Genomic DNA, 23,320 nt, shown 5'->3' with positions numbered 1-23,320 from the left:
GGCTATACACTGGATGAATTGTACCAGGGAAAACAATTATTTGAAGCAAATTGCAACTTGTGTCACAAATTGAAGAAACCGGCTTCAGAGCCAGAATCGGAGTGGCGAGAAATTGTGCCGCGAATGGTGAAAAAAGTGAATAACAAAGAAGGACATCACATTGATGAGGCAGGGCAGGAGAAAATCCTTCGCTATGTGATCACAATGGGATCGGTGGAAAAATCTTAAAATTCATAGGGTGAATGCCAAAAAAACAGTAGGCGCGCGATTAATCGCGCGCCTACTGTTTTTATAGATCAAATCGATCTGCATTCATGACTTTCGTCCAGGCTGCCACAAAATCAGTAATAAATTTATCGGACGCATCTGAACTTCCGTAGACTTCAGCTATTGCTCTTAATTCGGAATTCGACCCGAAAACCAGGTCTGCTCTTGTGGCAGTCCATTTCAGTTCACCTGTTTTCCGGTCACGCCCTTCGAACAACTCCTGGTGATCATCTGTTGCCTTCCAAGCAGTATTCGTATCAAGCAGGTGTAAGAAGAAATCATTCGTGAGTGATCCCGGTCTTTGAGTAAGAACGCCATGTTTGGAGTTATCAAAGTTTGTTTCCAGTACACGCATTCCTCCGAGCAAAACAGTCATTTCAGGTGCGCTCAAATTAAGCAGCTGTGCTTTGTCTATTAATAACTCTTCCGTAGAAATAAGTGATTTGGCTTTCAGGTAATTCCTAAACCCATCAGCGAAAGGTTCCATGGCGGAGAAAGAATCAACATCTGTCTGCTCTTGTGAAGCATCCATACGTCCCGGTGTAAATGGCACATTTATCGGATGTCCTGCATTTTTTGCTGCTTTTTCTATTGCGGTGCATCCTGCCAATACGATTAAGTCGGCTAGTGATATCTTTTTCCCGTCGTTTTGAAGGTTGTTGAAATCGCGTTGGATGTTTTCCAGTTTTTCCAAAACGGTTCCAAGCTGCTGTGGATTATTAACCTTCCAGAATTTCTGAGGCGCCAAACGAATGCGTGCACCATTTGCACCGCCGCGTTTATCAGAGCCGCGGAAAGTTGAAGCCGAAGCCCATGCGGCGGATATAAAATGTGATGCCGGAATTCCTGAATGGAGGATCTTTTCCTTCAGGCTTTCGATGTCTTTTGCATCAACCGGTTTGTGATCAACTTTTGGAATTGGGTCCTGCCAGATCAAGACTTCTGATGGTACTTCAGGTCCTAAATAACGTTCTATCGGTCCCATGTCGCGATGGGTCAATTTGAACCAGGCTCTTGCAAAAGCATCTGCAAATTGATCGGGATTTTCGTAAAAACGACGGGATATTTTTTCATAAACCGGATCAAATCTCAGGGAAAGATCGGTTGTGAGCATCGTTGGAAGGTGTTTTTTCGACGGATCATGTGCATCAGGAATGGTTTTTTCTGCATTTTTTGCTACCCATTGATGTGCACCGGCCGGACTTTTGGTCAATTCCCATTCGTTGCCAAACAGATTATCGAAGAAATGGTTGCTCCATTTGGTTGGTGTTTGTGTCCAGGTAACTTCCGGTCCTCCGGTTGTGGTATCAGCACCGAATCCGGTGTTGAATTTATTGCTCCAGCCCAGGCCTTGTTCTTCGATTCCTGCGCCTTCCGGTTCCGGACCTACTAAATCCGGGCTTCCCGCACCGTGAGCTTTTCCGAAAGTATGTCCACCGGCAATGAGAGCAACTGTTTCTTCGTCGTTCATGGCCATGCGGGCAAAGGTTTCACGGATATCTTTAGCCGCGGCTATCGGATCCGGATTTCCGCCGGGGCCTTCCGGGTTTACGTAGATCAATCCCATCTGCACAGCCGCAAGTGGATTTTCAAGATTGCGGTCACCGGAATAACGTGTGTCGTCGCTCAGCCAGGTTTTTTCCGAGCCCCAGTAAACATCCTGGTCCGGTTCCCAAACATCCGCCCGGCCTCCTGCAAAACCAAAAGTTTTAAAGCCCATAGACTCCAGTGCGACATTCCCGGAAAGGACCAATAGATCTGCCCAGGATAATTTCTGACCATACTTTTGTTTTATCGGCCAAAGTAAACGGCGTGCTTTATCCAGATTCGCATTATCCGGCCAGCTGTTCAAAGGTGCAAAGCGCTGTTGTCCTGATCCTGCACCGCCTCGGCCATCGCCAATGCGGTAAGTTCCCGCACTATGCCATGCCAAACGGATAAACAAGGGACCGTAATGCCCGAAATCTGCCGGCCACCACTCCTGTGAATCTGTCATTAAATGGCGCAAATCGGCTTTTACAGCCTGAAGGTCTAAGCTTTTAAATGCTTCAGCATAATTAAATGAGCCACCCAAAGGGTTAGACTTGGCATCACGCTGCCTGAGCACATTTAATCGTAATTGATTGGGCCACCAGTTATTGTTCCTGATAACTCTTTCATTGTTGGCATTTCCATTGGTTGCGCCTGTAAAAGGGCATTTCGAAGCATCTCCGTTTGAGTTATTTTCCATCTTATCCAGTTTGGTAGTTCCCTTAAATGTATGAATTGTTCGGGTCAATAAAAAGGATTAGGATGAATTATGTTCAAATGTTCAAATGTTCAAATGTTCAAATGTTCAAATGTTCAAATGTTCAAATGGATTGACTTAAATAATTTTGAACCCTTGAACTTTTTTTTGAACATCTTTGAACCTTTAAAACAATTTTGTCTTGAAAATTTTAGGACGGATCGTAAACTGTTCTTTTGTCTGCTCTTCCCGGCGCCATAGGATTCCCATTCGTCCCAGGTCAATGGAAACATGAAAACGCGGATCGGAAGACAGGTATTTCCAGCAATCCCACATGTCTTCGCTCCAACGGATATCATCAAGTATGAAAGCAGTATTGCTGTGGGTGTGTTCAAATAAAGCGTCTATATACAGGGTAGTTGCTTTGCCCGAATGATTTCCGTCGAGGAAGATCAAATCGTATTTTCCAATGGCCGGGAGTTTTACAAAATCATCAAAAGAGCTGCAGATGGTTGTGATTCCGGAAAGTTTCCAGTAATCGAATTGCTGGGATGCCCGTGATAAAATGGCATCACATCCTTCAACGGTTATTATGTGCCCTGCCGGATTTCCGGATTTCAGATGAATGGTCCCTGTTCCTATAGAAGTTCCCAGTTCCAGGGTCAATACAGGTTTGTAATGCTGTGCAATTTTCCATAAAATATCCCCGTAAACGCCTTTACTGCTGGCATTTTTTGCGAGTTCAGAAACAGATCGCGTCTTTCCCATTTGTTTGGAACCTGCGCCTAAATCGATAATTTTAAATTGTTCCTTGTTCTTTTTGATCTTTTGCAGCCATTTTTTTCGTGCTGTGAGAAAATTTTTGTCCACTTTTGTCGTTAAACAGTTATCGACAAAGTCAAAAACAAAGGGAGAATGGATACCATGTCTGCCTTTTGACTTGAGTAAAAATCCGAAAATTGATTTGGAATTTTGCATAACACAAAGAAACAAAAAAACGCTACAGGAAGCATGCTTATGCTAAAAACTACAATAGAATTACAGATGGAACGCTTGCGGGCTCCACAACCTGCATTGAACCTGGTTTCAGCATGCCGGATCAATGAAGGCATCATTGCTTTGGATGCCGAAAAAATTGAAGATCTTGCACAATCTTTCTATCAATCGAACAAGAAGATTTCGGTGTTTATTCCGGCCTCTGGGTCAGGATCAAGGATGTTCCATTTCTTGTTTGAATTCCTGGATAACCCGAACGAAACCAATAGCGGGTATGTAGAACGTTTTCTGACACATATTGAAGATTTTGCATTCTTTTACCAGTTTCCGGGATCTATCCAAAAAGCTTTACGCAATAGAAGCATGGACCTGGACGCATTCGTATCGTTCATTTTGAATAATAAAGGGTATGGTTTGGCACATTTGCCGAAAGGATTGATTCCTTTTCATAAAAATGGCCCTTTTCTACTTTGCCCGATCCAGGAACATGTGGTACAAGGGCAGTTATTGAACCAAAATAACTGTTCGTTCCATTTTACGATCCAGCCGAAATTCCAGGAATACATCCAGCGTCAATTGGAGTTTTTGGAAGGAATGACTTCGAAGAAATTTGATGTTGATTTTTCAGTGCAGAATGCGGAAACAAATGCTGTTGCTTTCGATGATAATTACCAGCCAATCCTGAATCCGGAAGGTGATTTACTAACAAGGCCTGCAGGTCACGGAGCTTTACTGGAAAATTTTGCAGAAGTAGATGCCGATTTGATTTTCATTAAGAATATCGACAATATCCAACACTATAATCATTCGCAAATCGCTGTTGAAACACAGCGTATGCTTGGAGGCTTATTCCTGGAGGTCCAAAACAAAATAGAAAAATTGACCCTCGATTTTTCGGAAGAGGCCTGGAATGATTTCAATGCCGAATACCAGTTATTTCACGAGTCGCTCAATAGTTTACCGCAAAACGAGAAGCTGGAACTGTTGAAAAGACCGCTTCGTATTTGTGGAATGGTCCAAAACGAAGGTCAGCCGGGAGGAGGTCCTTTCTGGGTAGAAAACAATGGTGAGATTACGAAACAGATCGTTGAAAAAGCGCAGATCAATCCAAAAAGCGATCAGGTCCGTGTGATGATCCAATCTTCGCACTTTAACCCGGTAATCATGGTTTGCCAGGGTAAAAACAGCGATGGTTCCAAAATAGATATGGATGCATTCAAGGATGAAAATGCCTATTTCAAAGTGAGTAAATCACACAATGGACAATCCATACATTTTGTTGAATTACCAGGGCTTTGGAATGGTTCTATGGCTAAATGGAATACGGTTTTTGTTGAGATACCAAGCAAAACATTCAGTCCTGTGAAATCTATTTTGGATTTGCTGGATAAGGCGCATCAACCTTAAATAATTACTAATTGCAAATGACGAATTACCAATTATTCCATTTGTAACTGGTAACTAGTAATTGGTAATTAATACAGTTTTTGTCGTTTCAGTAAATACTTCACCAATACATCCTGTATGGGGTCTTTGATGTCAATTGCATAAAAATCGACATTGTACTGGGTGCATTTCAGGCTTACTTCGTTGAAATAACGGTTGATTTCCGTGGTGTACTTTTCTTTGATCTCAGCCGGCTGCAACTTCATTTTTTCTCCCGTTTCCATATCGATCAGGTTGATCGGGTTGTGTCCAAGCTCAAAATCGATCTCAGTTGCTTTATCCATCACATGAAACAGCACTACTTCGTGTTTGTTGTGTTTCATGTGCTGAATGCTCTGCATAAATTCATCCAGTCGGGAAGGATCGTCCAATAAATCCGTAAAAATGACGATCAGGCTTCTTTTGTGGCATAATTCCGCTACATCATGCAGGCAGGAAATGGTCTCAGTAAGTTTGGCATCAACCGCCTGGTATTCGTGCAGCTGTTTTTCCATTTCATGCAGTAAGAAACGGTGATGTGCCCCGGATGATTTTGCAGGTGTATGTAAAAACAAGCGGTTGTGGAATAAGGAAAGTCCTACCGCATCACGCTGTCTTTTTAATAATTCGGATAAAGATGCTGCGGCAAGGACTGAGAATTCCAGTTTGGAAAGCGTATTCTTTCCGCTGTAATACATGGATGAAGACACGTCGACCACCATCTGGCAGCGAAGATTGGTTTCTTCCTCGTATTTTTTAGTGAACATTTTCTCTGACCGGCCATACAATTTCCAGTCAATATGTCGTGTTGATTCACCCGGATTGTACAAACGGTGTTCTGCAAATTCCACGGAAAAACCATGAAACGGACTTTTGTGCATTCCGGTAATGAAACCTTCTACGACCTGTTTTGCAAGTAATTCAAGATTGCCGAACTGAGCTAGCTGGTCTTTTTGTATGGTAGACAACATGCTTCGAAAATACGGATAAAAGTGATTGTTTTACGGAAGTTTTAAGAATTTTAAGAAAGAACTTCTGCTTCGGGTTCCATGATAAGTTCTACTTCTTTTCTGCGGTTTTTTCCTGCCCGGAAAATCGTCCCGACAATTACTCCGAAAATCACCAGGCAGACACCGATTATGGAAGCCAGTTCTAATTTCTCGTCGAAGATAAACCAGCCTGAAAATAATGCATAGATCGCTCCGATGTATTGGAAAGGGGCAACAATGGCTGTGTCCGTAGACAGGAAAGCGCGTGTCATACAGACCTGTGCTATTTGTGTAAAAACACCGATCGTCAGCAGTATCAGCCATTCAATTCCCATCGGTACGGTGAAATCAAACAAGCACCAGATTCCGGTCAGGGGAAGAGCAAGCATGGGGAAGTAAATCACGATGTTGATCGTTTCTTCGGTTTCTTTTAGCTTCGATATGGCATTGTAAGCTACCCCGGAAAGAACTGCGGAAAGAATTCCCATTCCCATCCAGAAAAGATCCGGTTTTTGACCGCTGAATCCGCCTGTTAATCCGTTGAAGCCAATAAAAATAACACCGGAAAATGCAATAAGACTGCTGAAATATTGCATTTTGCTCACTTTTTCCCGAAACAGCTGTGAAGCGATCAATACGGTGAAAATAGGGGAAAGGTATTGAAGGGTAGAAGCAATTGCCAGTGGTAATTTGTGCAGTGTAAAGAAGAAGATTGTGAGCGCAAGCATTCCTGCAGTTCCTCTTAAAAGCAGCCATCTCCGGTTATTTCCCAGTAATGGGAGCCCGCGGTATTTGATAATTGCTGCACTGATCAGAAAGGAAACAAGGCTTCTGAAAAAAACCAGTTCATGGGCAGGATATTTTTGAAGATGAGGAATAATATCGTTTTCCGGGTTTCCGAGCAGTTTTACAAAAAAGTTAACAATGAAAAATGCTATTCCCGAAAGAACGATGTATATAATTCCTCTGATCATACTGCAAAAGTACACCGTATGTTCAATTTCCGGCGATGTTTGTTCAATTTCTATTTACCGTCTGAAAATACTTTTGTAGCTTTAAGGTAAAATAAGACCCAACATGAAAAAGTTCCTGGTAGTATTGTTTATTCTTAGTTCAGTTTCATATTCCAATGCACAAATTGAAAATGATAAATGGAGCATAACGGGTGAGTTAATGCTTCCGGCCGGAATGGGTAATAAGATGTTCAAGAATTATCTGAACGGATTGGTATATGCACACCCGAAAATCCAGTATAAGCCTTTCAAACATTGGTATGTAGCTTTCGGGCCTAAATACATGTATTACAAAGTGAACCAATTCCGTATTCCGTTTGAACCCGGAGTAAGTGACGATTCTGTTTCGAATCATCAGAAGGTATATTCCATGACCGGAGGAATGCATGTTCTCGGAGGAGATATTGAATTGGGCTGGACCAGTTGGGTAGGTCCGCGCCTGGGATTGGAATTCGGCGTACGGGGAGGAATTGCCCAGCATTGGTTTATGACATCCGGAACAAGAAAGTATGGAAAACAGGAAGTAGTTGCTGCATATGTCGAGCCATTGGTCTCTATTATACTGGCTTCCGATGAAGCTGTTGCTTACCGCTGGATTGTAGGATATAACTTCACAGGATACCAATTCACAGGAACGAGAATCGGTTCAACTACATCGGGAGGGTATACCGAAAAAGACCTGAGAGCGCCAACGCAGTCTATATTTGTTGGTTTTGCAATCTCCCTTTACTTCAATAATCAACGCTCCGACGTATTCCTGGATGAACCATCAGGAGAATAGAAATGTTCAAAAGTTTAAAGAGTTCAAAATAAATTCAATTGAACTTTGAGCATTTTTTTCTTTTTATTTAGCAGTTTCCACCATTCACGGTGTTCTGGTTACCATTCGCCGATTTTTGGTGGTATGCTAATCGTTCCGTACCGAAATTTGCCCTGTTTAATAGCTGATTTAATTCAAAGCACTTGATTTTACTGGTGTTTTTGGTAATTCATCTAATTAAATCGAATTAATTTAAACGCTTGTTTAAAATTGTTGTTTAAATTTGTCGCGATTTTAAAAATATGAGCAAAGAACTATCTACAGAAGAAAAGATCCGGGAAGCTGCAAAGAATGTCTTTATCGCTAAGGGATTTGACGGCTGTACCTCCCGCGAAATAGCGAAAGCTGCGGGAATGAATGTGGCGCTTGTAAACTACTATTTCTGCTCCAAAAAACAACTCTTTAAGCTTGTCTTCGAAGCGGTATTGGAAGATTTTATGCTTTCAACAATTGAGGTTTTTCGAAAAGACCTGAGCCTGGAATCAAAAATGCGGATTTTCATCGAACGGGAATTTGAATTCCTGACTTCTCATCCGGATATTCCGCGTTTTATTCTATCTGAACTTTCAAGAGGGGATAAGTGTGAATTCGATCATGCCGGAATCCTTGATAAGATTGCCAGTACAGGTGTTTTTGAAGAATTGTTGGAAGCACAGGAAAAAGGAGTGATACGCAAAATAGACCTCACAAATATCATGTTGCTGATCATGTCAAACTGTCATTATCCATTTATGGCAAAACCCCTGATGAAATACCTGAACAATTTGTCGGAGGAACAATACCAGGAGCGTTTGATGCTCCAGAAACAATATGTTACGGAAATGCTTATCGGGTATCTGTTTAACCCGAAAACAAATAGTTAAACACTTCATTTAAACAAAGATTTAATATGAGAAATGGTTTTTTAGGTGTACTCATGGTTTTAGGAGTCGGAAGCAGTGCTTCGGCTCAGGTTCTGGACCTTGAAACATGTTTGAAGATGGCGGATACGGCCAATTTATCCATTGTTAATTCCCGTTTGGACGTAGCAATGAATAAAAGTCAGGTTTCTTCCTACTTAACTGCGCGTTACCCGAAGATTGTCGCGAATGCCGATTATCGTTACAACGCAGTTATTCCCGGACAGCTCTTGCCGGCAGAGATTTTCGGAGGTGCTCCGGGACAGTATGCAACCGTAAAGTTTGGGGTTCCATACGTTTTCAGTAACTCCGTTCAGTTACAGCAGATTTTGTTCAATCCGCAGATTAATTATGGGATCAGTACCCTGAAAATTCAACAGCAGGTTGTAGAGATCCAGCAGAAAATCACTGAGCGCGACAGTAAAACGCAGGTTGCCAACACGTTTTTCAATCTACAGGCAGTGAATAAACAAATTGATTTCGTGGACTCAAACCTCGTAAATATTGATCGACTGATCGCGAATATGGAGGCGATGGAGAAGCAGAAAATGATTGTTAAGACAGAAGTGGATAAACTGCGTATTAACCGTTTGAATTCAATAAATGGAAAGCAGACGCTCCTGGCTAATAAAGATCAGTTGGAAATGCTGCTGAAGATCCTGATAGGTTTGCCGGAGGATCAAAAGATTACACTTGCTTCGGATGATTTGGTGGAGAAGTCCATTTTGGTTGATGCATCTACGATCAATTACCCGGAATTGGAATTAATTGCCGCGCAGGTCCGTATGAATGAAGAGGAAAAAAAAGGAACGAACATGAATTACCTGCCGTCACTTTCTTTTATTGCCGGATACAATTACACCTATAACATGAAGCCGGAGGATAATGTGCGCCAGGGAATTCCTTCTGCATTTTTAGGGATCCGCCTGGATTGGACTTTGTTTGACGGAATGGAAAAGTATTACAAGCAAAAGGTTACGAAGGTGGCTCACATGAAACTGCAAAACCAGGAAGAATTATTGAGTCAGCAGCTGCATATGCAGACTGAAAATTCAAAACGCCAGATCGGGATTCAGGTAAATTCACTGGCAATTGCACAGGAACAACTGAAACTTTCTCAAAGTGTTTACAAACAAACAGAACTGCAATATAACGAAGGAACGGTTGATTCCAACGATCTTGTAAGGGCAAGTACGGATTTGCAGCAGGCCCAGACAAATGTTGTTTTGGCATACGTTCAGTTGCGCCAGGCAGAATTAGAGTATTTAAAGAATATCGGAAACGTTAAATAAGAGAAAGCATTGCTTTTATAAAAATATAAAAAAAGTAAAATGAAAAGAGTTATCACTATAGTCATCGTAGCAGTAGTCTTGGTAGGACTAATTGTATTCAAATTAAAGACGAATCAGAAAGAGGTTAAAGCGAAAATTTTCATCAACGACGTAAACGCAGCGGTTTTGGTAAAGACCGGCTCTCCGACTATTCATTCATTTGAAAGTTCATTGGCTTTTCTTGGAACTTTCGAGCCTTCCCGCCAAAACACGATTGGATCGGATGCGAACGGGAAATTAGTAAGTATTCGTTTCGAAGAAGGAGACCAGGTACGACAAGGTCAGCTGCTTGCAAAAGTAGATGATGAAATGCTGCAGCTGCAGCTTGAAAATGCTGAAGTTGGTTTGGAAGGACAAAAGAATGATGACAGACGCTATTCAAACCTGGAGAAAGAAAACGCAGTCTCCGGAGTTCAGGTAGAGAAAACACGTTTGGGAGTCCGCTCCGGTGAATTGCAGAAAAAGCAAATCCAGAAACAGATTAAAAGCACTTCAATTGTTGCACCGTATTCCGGGGTTGTGACTAAGAAAATGATCGATTTGGGATCATTTGTAGGACAGGGAACTCCATTGTTTGAACTAACAGATATTTCGAGCCTGAAGTTGACCGTAAATGTTCCGGAAAGAGATGTGTTGAAATTCCGTTTGGGACAGGCGGTTGCTGTTCGTGCTGATATTTACGGAGACAGAGAATTCTCCGGGAAAATCACCAATATTTCCGTAGTAGCCGATAGAGCACACAACTTCAAAGTTCAGATCACGGTTCCGAACCCGAAAAGAGAATTGATGGCTGGAATGTATGGTTCTGTTCGTTTGAAGAACAATGCAAGTGTTACAAGGCTTGCGGTGCCGCGTGTTGCTTTGGTTGGTTCGTCTAAAAATCCGCAGGTATATGTGGTGCGTAATAACGTAGCTCATTTGACCACATTCAATGCCGGAACTTCAGACGGAGATTACATTGAGGTAGTGAGTGGAATTAATAAAGGAGATGTCATCGTTGTAAAAGGACAGGTGAACCTTCAGGACAAAGCAAAGATCAAAACCAATTAATAAACTAAGGTCATGACATTAACGGAACTATCCATTAAGAGACCGTCCTTCATTATTGTAATTTTTACAATTCTGATTGGTGGAGGTCTGATAAGTTACAATCAATTAAGCTATGAATTATTGCCGGATTTCTCACCGCCAATTCTTACAGTGACTACTTTATACCCGGGGGCTTCTCCTGCAACTGTCGAAACGCAAGTTGCCAAACCCTTAGAGGATGCCTTGAGCGGTTTGGAAAATATTTCCGAGGTGACAACTTTCTCGATGGACAATGCATCCATTGTAATGCTTGAATTCAAGGCTGCGGCAGATATTGACGTTGCTTTGGAAGATGCACAACGAAAGGTGAATACGATCCTGAACGATCTTCCGGAAGGAGCAAAATCGCCCACCATTGCCAAAATCGAACCGAATGCGGCGCCGGTATTGCAGGTAAGTGCGATTGCTAAGAATATGGATGACCGGGAATTCATGGAGTTGATGGACAAGCAGCTTCTTCCGCAGATCAAACAAACAAAAGGGGTTGCTGAAGTACAGGTGATCGGAGGTGAAAAACGAGCATTCCGTGTGGATGTAGACAAAGACCGCCTTAAAATGTACGGATTGACTTTAGGGCAGGTAAACCAGATTGTTGCTGCTGCAAACGTTGAATTTCCAACGGGTAAACTGAAGAATGAGACCGAACAGATGACCGTTCGTTTGGCTGGAAAATTCCAAACGGTGGATGATTTGAAAAACCTGATCATATATACGGACGGAGCTTCATCTGTTCGTTTAGGAGATGTGGCTGATGTGACGGACGGATCGGAAGATGTAGTAACTGTTAGCCGTTTCAACGGATTGAATGGTATCGGTCTTCGGATTAAAAAGCAAAGTGATGCGAATGCCGTGGATATGGCAAACCTGACGAAACAGAAGTTCAAAGAGATCGAAGAGAAATACAAAGAAGAAGGAATCAAGTTTACGGTTGCAACAGATACTTCACTTCCGACAATCGAATCCGTAGATGCGGTATTGCACGATTTGGAATTGGCTGTCTTATTGGTAGCGGCAGTAATGATGCTGTTCCTGCATAGCTTTAGAAATGCATTGATCGTATTGATTGCTATCCCGGCATCATTGATCTCTACATTTATTGCCATGTATATGCTGGGGTACACACTTAACTTGATGACGCTTCTTGCCATGTCTTTGGTTATCGGTATCCTCGTGGATGACTCCATTGTGGTACTTGAAAATATTTACCGCCACTTACAAATGGGTAAAGGGCGCAGAAAAGCGGCATTGGACGGACGTAACGAGATTGGATTCACGGCATTGGCAATTACCCTTGTAGATGTTGTGGTATTCTCGCCGGTTGTTTTCATCGAAGGAACTATTTCGGATATTTTGCGCCAGTTCTCAGTGGTTGTTGTGGTTTCTACATTGATGTCGCTATTGGTTTGTTTCACCCTGACTCCATGGCTGGCTTCCCGTCTGGCTAAGGAAGTAAAGTTGAATCCGAAGAACCCGTTCCAGTTGTTCCTGATCTGGTTTGAGAACATGATCAAATCGTTTACGGAAGGATATGTGAAACTGGTTGCGTGGTCTTTGAGACATAAGATCATTATGGGACTGGGAATCGTTGTAATCTTCTTTGCAAGTATGGCTACGATGGGGCTTGGAATCGTCGGACAGGAATTCGTTGCCCAGGGAGACCAGGGGAAATTCATGATTAAACTGAAATACGATAAGAGTACAACGTTCGAAGAAAACAATGCAACGACTCTGGAGATCGAACAGATGATCCTTGCCCAGAAAGATGTGATCGATATCGTTTTTGCCAATGTCGGCGGACCTTCTTCCGGAATGGGAGCGGCTTCTTTCGGACAGGAAAACAGATCAGAGATTACTGTGAAAATGAAGAAGGATATGCAGAAAAAGTATCCGACTTTGAATTACATGAGTGAGATCCGAAAGAAAATCCAGGACAAATACCCGGGAGTTGAAGTGAAAGCTTTGAACATGGGAATGGTTGATTCGGAAGAAGCACCTATTGAGATTTTCCTTTCTTCAGATGATTCTGACTTATTGATGAAAGAAGCAAAAAGGCTGAAAAAGCACATTTTGACTATTCCGGGAGCCAAAGATCCGAGTATTTCCACGGATGAGTTCTCTCCGGAAGTACGTATCGATCTGGACCGCGAGAAAATGGGTCAATTGGGATTGCCGATTGCAAGTGTCGGAATGCAGCTCCAAAACGGATTAACCGGGAATGATGATGCCCGCTTTGATGTGAAAGGAGAAGAATACGATATCCGCATCATGTTGGATAAATACGACAGAAGCAATGTAGATAACATCAATGAAATGACTTTCGTTACAAACGACGGAAAACAGGTGCGCCTGAGTGAATTTGCAGATGTTTCTATTGAGAATGGTTACGGTCAGCTGGAAAGAAAGAACCGTATTTCGAACACTACTTTGAGATCTTACGTGTTGGGTACAGCATCCGGTACGGTGGCGGATTCCATTACAGCCTACCTGAAAAAAGAACCATTGGATAAAAATGTCCGCATGCTTTGGGGTGGTGAAGTGAAACGTCAGAAAGAATCGATGGGAGCATTGGGTATGGCTATGGGAATCGGTTTGATCCTGGTTTACCTGATCATGGTAGCACTTTACGACAACTTTGTATATCCGTTCGTAGTATTGTTCTCCATCCTGGTTTCATTGATCGGTGCGATCCTGGCATTGAACTTAACGCAGTCGAACATGGGAATCTTTACCATGCTCGGAATGTTGATGCTCCTGGGGCTTGTGGCCAAGAATGCCATCCTGATCGTTGACTTTACCAATCACCTGAAGACGGAGGGAAGATCAACATACAGCGCGCTTCTGGAAGCAGTTCGTGAACGTATGCGTCCGATCCTTATGACAACGATTGCGATGGTAATCGGTATGATTCCTATTGCAACTGCAACAGGTTCAGGAGCTGAATGGAAGAACGGATTAGCATGGATTTTGATCGGCGGCTTGACAAGTTCAATGTTCTTGACTATTATTGTAGTACCAATTATGTATTATGTCGTAGACAGATTACAGGTAAAATTGACTAGAAAGAAGATAAACCTTGAGGGGGAAGACGATGCTACCGTTCACGGAGTGATCTAATATTTAACTAGCACAAAAGAATGGGGAATCCGGCAGACTATCACTGCCGGATTTTTTGTACTCAATTTCGATGTCAACTGAGTATTTATTGTAATTTCGATGAAGTTTGTTTTAAATGAGGAACTTATCAGCTTTTTTATGTCTTTTCATCGCTTTTTGGAGCTTTTCCCAGGAAGATGAGACTTTTCATCCAACCGATATTTCATTTGATCTGAATCGACTGAAAACCTCGGATTTTGGCACAGATTCTCTCGATGGAGACAAAGTCCTTTTCCAATTATTTCCGGCTCCGATGCAGGAAGAAGATCCGGAATTATCTGAGTGGAAAACATCCGCTTTCTGGAGTTGTTCTTCTTGTGCCAGGTATGATTTCGTTTCCTATGAAGACGATGAAATTACCGAGAAGGAAACACTTCCTTATGCTGCGAATTATACCTGGTGTACAAATATTTTGTATTACCAATCGGAAAAAGGGAACTTACGCGCAATTGTGAGTTTTTCGACTTCGCAGATGAATGACGGCACCGGAAGATTTACACGCGGTTTATTGAGTTTGGCGAATTTTGAAAAGCAGAACGGAACCTGGAAATTAATGAATTTCGAGCCATTTGTCAATTTCCAGGGATCGTTTACACAGGCTTCCCCGGTTGATGAGGTCATGATCGGAGAAAATGGCAAGATTTACTTCCTGATTCATGGTGGAGAGGCAAATGGGGTTTCTGCAGAAGAATACTGGCCGTTATACCAGGGATTGTACATCCTGGACGGGGACTCTCTGAAAGAAATTTTTCACCAGCAGGCTGCCAGCTGTTCAGAAAACGGAGATGCTGTTGGGAGTAACTGGATAACTGCAGTGAAAAAAATAAAAGGAACTTCGGAGGGAGTTCAATTTATCCTTGAAACAAAAGGATTGTTAGTAAAGGAGTTTGATTGGTACAGACCCGGGATGCTTCAATTCATCAGTAAGGAGGATTTTGATCAATTACCGCCGCGTTTCGAATTTGAAGCTGTCCAGCATGTAACAAAGCCGGAAAAAGGACTGAAAGTTGAAAAACCGCTTGTTTCTGTTACTTATAAGGATGAAAAAGGAACGATTCGAAAGCAGATCATCGAAACTCAAAATACACCCGTTAAATGAAAACACTAATTACAAGCTTACTAATTTTTACAGGAATCTCATTGGTGCAGGCACAAGAGAAAAAAGTATACATTGATGAGTTTCGAATAACAGACCAGGTTATTCACGGAACAATCGATGATAAATATGCGATCACCATGTACCTGAAATTTGAAAATTTCTTTGATGATGGTACCAGTCACACGGTTTCGGGATGGTACTATTACGACAATGTCAAAAAGAAAATTCCCTTGATTGGAGTTTGTGCGGACCGGTTTTCCCTTTACCAATTCACGGATCAAAAACGGGCGGACAGTATCCGTGAATTCAATTCACCGGTTTCCAGTATGTGGGAAGTTATGGATGATCTGAGCAATCGCTCGGGATACGTCGAAAAGTTTGAATTTGAGTATTCGGACTATGCTTACAATGGAACCTGGAAAAACGACAAAAAGGAACTGAAAGTCAATTTCAATACCAGTGATATTAATTTGACCGGCAGAAATGAGTTTTTGGTGCTTCAGTTTGGTGCTCAGAACAAAAAGCATTTTGATATGAAACAGTTTGGCCCCTATTATTACGGCTATTCTGTTTTTGCCAGTAAGATGGATGCAGCAGGCTGTAAGGTGTTGTTGAAGTACGAACTGAGTTCCCGGTTGAATCCCAATGGGATGTGCGGGGCCGGACAGGAAATAGGATTCTTGCTGTTAACTTTTGATACTAAAGGTAATTTACTGGATTACCGGGATGAACAAGTAGAAAGCTGTTTGGGAAATATTTGGTCTGAAGTAACCGAAACTCCGGATACAGGCGGAAAGAAACTTACTTACAAAGTCATGTACTCCGACGATAAAGAGCGCTCAGTTATCATAGACGGCATAAACTTTACCCTGACCTCTAAGTAAATTCATGAAACGAAGGACAAAGCGGTTTTACATGGTGTTGTCCGGGATTTTTGTCCTGACAATTACGGCTTTTGCTTCCATGTCATCCGAATACGAAGCCGTTTCTACGGATATCCAAATTGAAACATTTGAAGTGCTTGATAGTGTGCGGAACCGCCTCATTCCATACGCCTTGTATTCACCGGTTCCAAAGGAAAAGGTCAAAGATTCTATCCGGTTGGTTATTTTTAGTCATGGATATGGTTCCAATTATTCGCGGAATTACCTGAATTATTCTTACCTCACGAAAAGATTGGCCAAATCGGGGTTCTGGACTGTGAGTATCCAGCACGAATTATTGGGTGATCCGTTAATCCCCAAAGAAGGGATCATACAGGTTGTTCGCATGCCTTTTTGGATTCGTGGAGAAGAGAATATTTTGTTTGTACTGAACGATTTTAAGAAGAAATTTCCCGAATTAAAAATTAGATCAATCGACCTAATAGGCCATTCAAACGGGGGAGATATGAGCATTTTAACAGCAAAAGATCATCCTGAGCTGATTCGGAAAGTCATTACGCTGGACCATTTGAGAATGCCTGTTCCGCATGTTCTAAAGCCACAGTTTTCGAGTTTGCGTTCTACAGATAAGACGGCCGATTCGTTGGTGATTCCTTCCAAAGACGACTGTCAGAAATATGGAATTCAAATTGTTCAATTGAAAAAGATTACGCACAATGAGATGAACGATGAGGGATCGCGAAAGCAGAAAAAGCAGATCAATTCGTACATTCAGAAAATCCTGGAAGACAGGTTTTAACCACATAGGAACATAGCACACATAGAATATTGTGCTGTATTTATGAAACTATGTGACCTATGTTCCTATGTGGTTTTTGAATTAGTCTCTCAGCAAGTAATTATACCGCTGTATCGTGTTTTCCAATCCCAAATAGATCGAATCTGAGATCAAAGCGTGCCCGATTGAAACTTCCGCCAGTTGAGGGATTTTTTCTTTGAAATAACGCAGGTTTTCCTGGTTCAGATCATGTCCCGCATTCAATTCCAATCCCAATTCCAAAGCGCGGTTCGCAGCTATCACAAAAGGTTTGATAGCCTCTTCCCGGTTTTCAGCATACTTATCAGCATAAGGTCCCGTATACAATTCTATACGGTCAGTTCCTGTCTTGACAGCGTATTCAATATTTTGCAGGTCGGTATCGACAAAAATGGAGGTGCGTACTCCCCAGGATTTGATCCGCCGGATGATATCCTGAAGCACTTCCAGGTGCTCTTTGGTATTCCAGCCGGCATTGCTTGTGAGAACATGAGGTGGATCAGGTACCAGGGTTGCCTGTGCCGGGCGAATAGCTTCGATCATCTGCATGAAACGTTCATCCGGATATCCTTCGATATTGAATTCGGTGGTGACAACTTTCGATAAATCCACCACATCCTTTCCGGTAATGTGTCTTTCATCCGGTCTTGGATGAACCGTGATTCCCGCGGCACCAAAGCGCTCACAGTCAATGGCTACCTGTACGACATTAGGGGTGTTCCCCCCGCGTGCATTTCGAATAGTAGCAATTTTGTTGATGTTTACGCTTAGTTTTGTCATAACTTTCTTTTCTTTGAGTTGCGAACGCTTAGGCTTGTCCTGCTTCACCAAAGCGGTTAAGCAAAGGTGAAAGCTTCAGCGACAGGACCAAAGATAACGAGGATTTAACTTTTAAAGATGTTAAAGTTATTAAAGTTCTATCTCTGATTTTAACGTTTTCTAAGAATATATATATTTTCAAAACCGTATTATTGACTTATGAAAATCATTTCAGTAATCACTTATTTATCCCTGACCATGCTGCTTGGCGGGTGTTTTTTGTTTGCTCCGTCAGCAGAAAAAACGAATCGAAAGTACTTACCTAAAGCACCTTACGATGTCATCATTGTTCCCGGAGTTCCTTATGATGGAAAACATTGGAGCGAAGCTATGAGGAACCGTGTTCAGTGGTCAAACTACCTTTACAAAAAAGGAATTGCAAAAAATATCATTTATTCCGGATCTGCCGTTTATACCGAATATGAGGAAGCGCATGTTATGGCACTGTATGGAGAAGCGCTGGGAATTCCGAAAGAACATATTTTTCGGGACCCCAGGTCGGAACACAGTACTGAAAATGTTTACTATTCTTATCGTTTGGCGAAGAAGCAGGGTTTTCAAAAAATCGCATTAGCCACAGATCCGTTCCAGTTGAACGGCATGCGCCAGTTCATTAAGAAGTTTGAGCTTCCGGTTGACCTGCTTCCGATCATTAAAGATACTTTGTTGAAACAGGATCTTCGCGAACCAACTATTGATGCCAGTGCCGCAAAGCGACCTGATTTCATTTCAATTGTAAACAGGCAGTCCAAATGGCAGCGGCTGAGAGGGACTTTCGGACAATACATTTGCTGGAAAGAAGAGGATCTGAAAACAAAACACCTGCGCAAAAAATACGGGGATCGCATTGAACCTTAGAGACAGCGAATAAAGGCCCGAAAATTGCTGGTTGCAATAGATTAAATTTATACAAAGTTTTCGCTCATAGCGACCTTTTTAGTACTTTGGCACACAACATGACAGCAAAAGAAGTAATAACAGACGAGATTCCCCCGTTAATTCATACAGATTCAGGGGAGAAGGCATTGATATGGATGGAAGAGTTCAAAGTTTCTCATCTCCCGGTATTAAAAAACGGCAACTTTGTAGGGGTGATTTCCGAAAGCGATATCCTGGATAAAAAAGACCTTGAATTGCCGCTTGATACACTATTTGATCATCTTCCAAGACCTTACGTACCGGAAACAGCTCATATATACGAAGTATTAGCAAAAATGGCTGAACACCGCATTTCCGTTTTGCCGGTATTGGACGGCGCCGAACAATATTTGGGGTGCACCAGTGTTCATCAATTGATGACACTGATCGCAAATACCGCAAGTATCAAGGAAGTGGGGGGGATTGTTGTCCTGGAAATGAACCGGGTGGATTACTCCCTGGCTCAGATTGCCCAGATCATTGAGAGCGAAAATGCAAAAATCCTTTCTTCATTTATTATGTCTTCGGGAGACAGTACGAAGCTGGAAGTTACTCTTAAAATATCCGAAGTAGACTTGTCGCGCATTATCCGTTCTTTTGAACGGCACGATATGGTGGTTAAGGCGAGTTTCCAGCGTTCAACGGATCAGGACGATATGCAGTTCAGGTACGACGCACTGATGAATTATCTAAATATTTAAGATGCTTGTAGCTGTTTATAGTAAGAAAGTCAATAAAGTTACGATCCCGATATTTAAACATTTCGTAGCCCTGACCGAACGTTTCGGCTGGAAGCTGGTACTTGAAAAAGAACTCAAAGAGCAATTAGTAAAGAAGGTCGGTATTTGCAAAGATGCAGAGGTGTTTACAAACCATTCGGATTTTCACAGCGGAATTGACCTGGCATTCAGTATTGGAGGCGACGGAACATTTTTAAGAACCGTTGCTTACATCCGGGATTCGGGAGTTCCGATCCTGGGGATCAATACCGGAAGATTAGGTTTTTTAGCAACATTGGGTGATGAATCCTTTGATAATGCGTTGGAAATGGTCAACCAAAAACGCTATGATTTTCAGAAAAGATCCCTGCTTCGCGTGGAAACTGAGCGAAGTATCTACGGTGCAGATAATTTTGCGATGAATGAGGTGACACTTTTAAAGAAGGATACATCTTCCATGATCACGGTGGATGCTTTTTTGGATGATAAATACCTGAATTCTTACTGGGCAGACGGTTTAATTGTTGCTACTCCGACAGGTTCTACCGCATATAACTTAAGTTGCGGCGGACCAATTGTAACGCCTGGCTGCCAGGTTCATATTATTACACCGATTGCACCTCATAACCTGAATGTTCGTCCGGTAGTGGTTCCCGACAATATGCCCATCAAATTAAGAATTGAGGGTAGAGAACGGAATTATTTGATCTCCATTGACGGGAATGCCAAAAGTATCAAACAGAACGAAGAAGTTTTGATCAGAAAGGCCGAATATATGATTAATGTAATTAAATTAGAGGACACTAATTTCTTGGATACTATTCGAAACAAAATGTCGTGGGGAAAAGACCAAAGAAACTAACGTTTTAGGAATGAAATCAAAAAGGACATCACTTGCGGATATTGCCGAAAGTTTAAATGTTTCAAAATCTACGGTATCGTTTGTATTGAATGGCAAAGGAAAACAATTCAATATCAGTGAAACGACACAGAAATTAATTTTGGATAAAGCAAAAGAGTTGAACTATGTTCCGAACTATTTTGCGAAAGGTTTGAGAGAAGGTAAGACACAGACCATCGGTTTGGTGCTGGCGGATATTTCGAACCCGTTCTATTCCGAATTAAGTAAAGCCATCCAGGAGGCACTTTACGAAAAGGGATACAGCTTGTTCATCGTTTCTACCAATGATGACAGTACAATGGAATTGAAGCTGATTCGTGACTTGATATTGCGCTCGGTAGATGCGTTGATTATTGCTCCGTGCAATGGGATCCCGGCATTGAAACCAGTTTTGGATGAAACACCTATCCCGGTTGTTTGGGTAGATCGTATCGGAGATGAATTTGCTGACTTTGTGGGAGTTGATAATTATATGGAAGCTTCTATGCTGGTCAGGAGATTCTCGGTAAAACCTAAAAAAGTGGGAATTCTCTATCCTAAAAAATCCGATGTAATGACTATTCAGCTGCGTATCGACGGGACAAAATCAGCTTGTGAAAAACAGGGAATTCCGTTTGAATATGCCCAGTTGAGCGAAAACCAGGACGAAAGTGTGGAAAGCATCAAACAGTTAATCGACAATGGCGTGGATTCGTTTGTGGCATTAAACAATAAAGTTGCACTTCATGCAATCAATGCATTGAATATTTTGAAAGCAGAAATCCCGAAAAAAATCCGGATTATCTCATTTGATGATTCAGAGGCATTTTCTTATTTCGCACCTCCGGTAACAGCTTTGAGACAGCCGGTAAATGGTATTGGTAAAGAAACGGTGGAGAGATTGATGGATCGATTGAAAGAATCTACTGAAAATCGCAAACACCTGATGATGGAATGCTCATTTATTGAGCGTGGATCACATTAAATAAGTTCAAAATGCTTACGCAGACCTTGCTCCACCATCTGCGTGCCGCTGAAGCTTTAGCAGAGGCGCAAGCGGTTACGCAAAGGTGAAGAGCTTCAGCATAGGCGCAGAATTCAAAGGTTCAAAGATTTAATTTGAACCTTTTTTTACGCTTAAACTTTTTTAACTTCTCAATAGGGCAAAAAAAGCCGCAGACAAACTCTGCGGCTTTGTGTCGGTAATAGATGTGTTAGAATTTCTTCTCTAACAAATATATCCAAGGCCGTAACTACTTCCAAATTAAAACACTAGTTCATTTAAATTATTCGGCAAGTGTTAAAAAAAATGGGGCGAACACCTATAGATAACAGTATGAATGATTTTATTTTTCAATGAAAAAGCGTTGGTTTTCAAAGATTGTTTCCTGTTTGTTCCACGATTTAAGGATGTAAATCCCTTGTGATGCAGATGTAATTAATTGGTTTTCAGATTTTTCATCATTATTTAAGATTTCAGTGATCGCTTTTCCATTCAGGTCGAATACCTGGTAATAAATAGATTTGTCCGCGAAATGAATGGATATCACACCGTTATCTGAAGTAAGTCCTGTAATCAGTTTTTTCGAATCCACAGAGCAATTGAAGGCAGCTATGAGATCGCTGTATTCCAGTTCTCCGTTAAGATCAACAGATGTCAGGCGATAATAAATCTGCTTGTCCCATTTGCGTTGATCTAAATAAGTATATTCCAATGGCTCATCCGAATTACCACTGGCCTGGATAATTGCAAGCGGGTAGAAAAGTTGGCCGTCATAAGTGTATTCAATAGAATAATGGTCCAGACGGGTTTCGGTTTCAGCCCTCCAGAAAATTCGGTTGAATTCACCTTCGCAATTGGTTTTAAAAGCGCTTAACTCGACCGGAAGCACGACTGTTGAGGGACAGAAATACTGCTGATTGTTCAAACCACCTGTTGCGGCAGTAGCTCCCCAGTATACCGTATTGTCCCCTCCGAATACGGAAGTTACAAAATTTCCATTGCAGGTAAGGCGCAGGCTTCCGTCGACATAGACTCTGAGATTCTGTGTTGCAGGATCCCATGAGATCATAATAGTATGAACAGCACCATCATCTAAGTTCGCAAGTGAAGCAAATGCTGCTACAGGACCACAATAAGGAGCCCCTGGTCCCTGGAGGTTTCCATCTATTTCAACAGCAATGTGATCTGCGAGCATATCGTAGACGTGAGCAGGATTGTCATTGTCATAGGTGTCAAATTCGATCACCAGTGAATTGGAAATATTTCCTGCTCCGAGTTGTCCTCCGGCAGTTCCGCATGCTGTTGGATTCGGCTGGAATGTAAATGTGGTTCCATCCGCACCGTTGATATTGTTCCCGAAATAATAATTCAAAGAGAGATTGAACGGCTGATTGAAATCAATTACGGTATTGTTCCATGCACATCCTGTTTGATCGGACGTTTCAGGAGTGAGTTGGATACAGCTTTGCCCGCCGATTGTCTGATAGCTGGCATTTCCGTTTAGACAATAACTTCCTGTGTTTGCAACCATTTTGTAAGCCAGGGTTACATTTGAAGTCAGATCGTGTACACAGTTGTATTTCGAAATCAGGATACGGATTGTACCTGTAAAGGTTGCAGTCCAGTTAATTGAGGCATTGGTTCCGCAAATATCATCGGCGTAAACGATTTCGGTCGCTCCGGCTGCATCCAATATCGTTAATTGCGAATCCATGGAAGACGAACTGCCTCCCGCGCAAAAGGTAAATTCATATTGGTTGCATTGAACGACGTTTACCGTGTAATACGTTCCGTTTTGAGTTGCCACTGTTTGATAGACTGCTGTTGGAGTGAGTGCTCCGGATGAGGTTCCGCCGGTGCATGCATATGCACGAATGAGGAACAAACCACTAAAAATTAGTAGTAGGATAGTTTGCTTCATAATCATAGTTTGAAACAAACATACTAAAACGATGTAGTTAATTCCTAATGT

19 protein-coding genes and 1 pseudogene are annotated in these 23,320 nt (G+C 42.0%); 14 read left to right on the top strand and 6 right to left on the bottom strand.

Going from position 1 to position 23,320, the window contains the following annotated elements:
* Positions 1-228, top strand: a pseudogene (locus QZT69_RS02850) (c-type cytochrome); the annotation flags it as partial.
* 61 nt (positions 229-289) lie between these two features.
* On the opposite strand, the gene katG reads toward QZT69_RS02850, so the two are convergent.
* A complete protein-coding gene (gene katG / locus QZT69_RS02845) occupies positions 290-2,497 on the bottom strand; it encodes a catalase/peroxidase HPI (protein WP_294670320.1) in 2,208 nt (735 codons plus the stop codon).
* Positions 2,498-2,680: 183 nt separating this feature from the next.
* On the bottom strand, positions 2,681-3,364 hold the full coding sequence (locus QZT69_RS02840) for an O-methyltransferase (RefSeq protein ID WP_294670319.1): 684 nt from the start codon (positions 3,362-3,364) through the stop codon (positions 2,681-2,683).
* A gap of 141 nt (positions 3,365-3,505) precedes the next feature.
* Between QZT69_RS02840 and QZT69_RS02835 the strand changes: the two genes are divergently transcribed.
* Positions 3,506-4,897, top strand: coding sequence for a DUF4301 family protein (locus QZT69_RS02835; protein WP_367241775.1), 1,392 nt, complete (start codon positions 3,506-3,508; stop codon positions 4,895-4,897).
* Positions 4,898-4,965: 68 nt separating this feature from the next.
* Here QZT69_RS02835 and QZT69_RS02830 read toward each other — a convergent pair whose 3' ends face one another.
* Positions 4,966-5,886: a DUF58 domain-containing protein gene (locus QZT69_RS02830; protein WP_294670317.1), complete on the bottom strand. Its 921-nt coding sequence runs from the start codon at positions 5,884-5,886 to the stop codon at positions 4,966-4,968.
* A 50-nt stretch (positions 5,887-5,936) separates the two neighbouring features.
* Positions 5,937-6,878, bottom strand: coding sequence for a DMT family transporter (locus QZT69_RS02825; RefSeq protein ID WP_294670315.1), 942 nt, complete (start codon positions 6,876-6,878; stop codon positions 5,937-5,939).
* Between the two features lie 103 nt (positions 6,879-6,981).
* Between QZT69_RS02825 and QZT69_RS02820 the strand changes: the two genes are divergently transcribed.
* From QZT69_RS02820 to QZT69_RS02785, 8 genes are all read left to right on the top strand, one after another.
* On the top strand, positions 6,982-7,698 hold the full coding sequence (locus QZT69_RS02820; RefSeq protein WP_294670314.1) for a hypothetical protein: 717 nt from the start codon (positions 6,982-6,984) through the stop codon (positions 7,696-7,698).
* 281 nt (positions 7,699-7,979) lie between these two features.
* The gene (locus tag QZT69_RS02815; RefSeq protein WP_294670313.1) at positions 7,980-8,600 is read left to right on the top strand and encodes a TetR/AcrR family transcriptional regulator; all 621 of its coding nucleotides are present in this window, start codon (positions 7,980-7,982) and stop codon (positions 8,598-8,600) included.
* A gap of 26 nt (positions 8,601-8,626) precedes the next feature.
* Complete coding sequence (locus QZT69_RS02810; RefSeq protein WP_294670311.1) at positions 8,627-9,928, top strand: TolC family protein; 1,302 nt, start codon at positions 8,627-8,629, stop codon at positions 9,926-9,928.
* Positions 9,929-9,967: 39 nt separating this feature from the next.
* Positions 9,968-11,017 carry an efflux RND transporter periplasmic adaptor subunit gene (locus QZT69_RS02805; protein WP_294670309.1) on the top strand — a complete coding sequence of 350 codons (1,050 nt, stop codon included), beginning with the start codon at positions 9,968-9,970 and terminating at the stop codon, positions 11,015-11,017.
* A 12-nt stretch (positions 11,018-11,029) separates the two neighbouring features.
* Positions 11,030-14,170, top strand: coding sequence for an efflux RND transporter permease subunit (locus tag QZT69_RS02800; RefSeq protein WP_294670307.1), 3,141 nt, complete (start codon positions 11,030-11,032; stop codon positions 14,168-14,170).
* A gap of 115 nt (positions 14,171-14,285) precedes the next feature.
* A complete protein-coding gene (locus QZT69_RS02795; RefSeq protein ID WP_294670306.1) occupies positions 14,286-15,308 on the top strand; it encodes a hypothetical protein in 1,023 nt (340 codons plus the stop codon).
* Positions 15,305-16,192, top strand: a complete 888-nt coding sequence (locus QZT69_RS02790) for a hypothetical protein (protein WP_294670304.1) — start codon at positions 15,305-15,307, stop codon at positions 16,190-16,192. Before QZT69_RS02795 ends, QZT69_RS02790 begins: the two co-directional genes overlap by 4 nt.
* Before the next feature lie 4 nt (positions 16,193-16,196).
* The gene (locus QZT69_RS02785; RefSeq protein ID WP_294670302.1) at positions 16,197-16,991 is read left to right on the top strand and encodes an alpha/beta hydrolase; all 795 of its coding nucleotides are present in this window, start codon (positions 16,197-16,199) and stop codon (positions 16,989-16,991) included.
* A gap of 81 nt (positions 16,992-17,072) precedes the next feature.
* On the opposite strand, the gene QZT69_RS02780 is transcribed toward QZT69_RS02785, so the two are convergent.
* Entirely contained in the window at positions 17,073-17,789 is a 717-nt protein-coding gene (locus tag QZT69_RS02780) for a pyridoxine 5'-phosphate synthase (protein ID WP_294670300.1), read from the bottom strand.
* A 198-nt stretch (positions 17,790-17,987) separates the two neighbouring features.
* Here QZT69_RS02780 and QZT69_RS02775 point away from each other — a divergent pair, with 198 nt between their 5' ends.
* The 4 genes from QZT69_RS02775 to QZT69_RS02760 all read left to right on the top strand — a co-directional run bounded on the left by QZT69_RS02775 (position 17,988) and on the right by QZT69_RS02760 (position 21,330).
* Positions 17,988-18,686 carry a YdcF family protein gene (locus QZT69_RS02775; protein WP_294670297.1) on the top strand — a complete coding sequence of 233 codons (699 nt, stop codon included), beginning with the start codon at positions 17,988-17,990 and terminating at the stop codon, positions 18,684-18,686.
* Positions 18,687-18,784: 98 nt separating this feature from the next.
* Complete coding sequence (locus QZT69_RS02770) at positions 18,785-19,447, top strand: CBS domain-containing protein (RefSeq protein WP_294670295.1); 663 nt, start codon at positions 18,785-18,787, stop codon at positions 19,445-19,447.
* Position 19,448: 1 nt separating this feature from the next.
* Complete coding sequence (locus tag QZT69_RS02765) at positions 19,449-20,327, top strand: NAD kinase (protein ID WP_294670293.1); 879 nt, start codon at positions 19,449-19,451, stop codon at positions 20,325-20,327.
* 10 nt (positions 20,328-20,337) lie between these two features.
* Positions 20,338-21,330 (top strand): LacI family DNA-binding transcriptional regulator, encoded by a 993-nt coding sequence (locus QZT69_RS02760; RefSeq protein WP_294670291.1) that lies wholly within the window; start codon positions 20,338-20,340, stop codon positions 21,328-21,330.
* A 361-nt stretch (positions 21,331-21,691) separates the two neighbouring features.
* Here QZT69_RS02760 and QZT69_RS02755 read toward each other — a convergent pair whose 3' ends face one another.
* A complete protein-coding gene (locus QZT69_RS02755; protein ID WP_294670289.1) occupies positions 21,692-23,269 on the bottom strand; it encodes a hypothetical protein in 1,578 nt (525 codons plus the stop codon).
* Positions 23,270-23,320 lie beyond the last annotated feature (51 nt).

Origin of the sequence: uncultured Fluviicola sp. (assembly GCF_902168135.1) — a bacterium.
Lineage (GTDB): Bacteria > Bacteroidota > Bacteroidia > Flavobacteriales_D > Crocinitomicaceae > Fluviicola.
This window is presented reverse-complemented; position numbering and strand designations above follow the sequence as displayed.

Bases quoted from the DNA above. Each gene is read 5' to 3' on its own strand.
- QZT69_RS02755 (WP_294670289.1), bottom strand. From the start codon at position 23,269: ATGAAGCAAACTATCCTACTACTAATTTTTAGTGGTTTGTTCCTCATT.
- QZT69_RS02760 (WP_294670291.1), top strand. From the start codon at position 20,338: ATGAAATCAAAAAGGACATCACTTGCGGATATTGCCGAAAGTTTAAAT.
- QZT69_RS02765 (WP_294670293.1), top strand. From the start codon at position 19,449: ATGCTTGTAGCTGTTTATAGTAAGAAAGTCAATAAAGTTACGATCCCG.
- QZT69_RS02820 (WP_294670314.1), top strand. From the start codon at position 6,982: ATGAAAAAGTTCCTGGTAGTATTGTTTATTCTTAGTTCAGTTTCATAT.
- QZT69_RS02835 (WP_367241775.1), top strand. From the start codon at position 3,506: ATGCTTATGCTAAAAACTACAATAGAATTACAGATGGAACGCTTGCGG.
- QZT69_RS02795 (WP_294670306.1), top strand. From the start codon at position 14,286: ATGAGGAACTTATCAGCTTTTTTATGTCTTTTCATCGCTTTTTGGAGC.
- QZT69_RS02790 (WP_294670304.1), top strand. From the start codon at position 15,305: ATGAAAACACTAATTACAAGCTTACTAATTTTTACAGGAATCTCATTG.
- QZT69_RS02800 (WP_294670307.1), top strand. From the start codon at position 11,030: ATGACATTAACGGAACTATCCATTAAGAGACCGTCCTTCATTATTGTA.
- QZT69_RS02815 (WP_294670313.1), top strand. From the start codon at position 7,980: ATGAGCAAAGAACTATCTACAGAAGAAAAGATCCGGGAAGCTGCAAAG.
- katG (WP_294670320.1), bottom strand. From the start codon at position 2,497: ATGGAAAATAACTCAAACGGAGATGCTTCGAAATGCCCTTTTACAGGC.
- QZT69_RS02770 (WP_294670295.1), top strand. From the start codon at position 18,785: ATGACAGCAAAAGAAGTAATAACAGACGAGATTCCCCCGTTAATTCAT.
- QZT69_RS02805 (WP_294670309.1), top strand. From the start codon at position 9,968: ATGAAAAGAGTTATCACTATAGTCATCGTAGCAGTAGTCTTGGTAGGA.
- QZT69_RS02775 (WP_294670297.1), top strand. From the start codon at position 17,988: ATGAAAATCATTTCAGTAATCACTTATTTATCCCTGACCATGCTGCTT.
- QZT69_RS02785 (WP_294670302.1), top strand. From the start codon at position 16,197: ATGAAACGAAGGACAAAGCGGTTTTACATGGTGTTGTCCGGGATTTTT.
- QZT69_RS02780 (WP_294670300.1), bottom strand. From the start codon at position 17,789: ATGACAAAACTAAGCGTAAACATCAACAAAATTGCTACTATTCGAAAT.
- QZT69_RS02810 (WP_294670311.1), top strand. From the start codon at position 8,627: ATGAGAAATGGTTTTTTAGGTGTACTCATGGTTTTAGGAGTCGGAAGC.
- QZT69_RS02830 (WP_294670317.1), bottom strand. From the start codon at position 5,886: ATGTTGTCTACCATACAAAAAGACCAGCTAGCTCAGTTCGGCAATCTT.
- QZT69_RS02825 (WP_294670315.1), bottom strand. From the start codon at position 6,878: ATGATCAGAGGAATTATATACATCGTTCTTTCGGGAATAGCATTTTTC.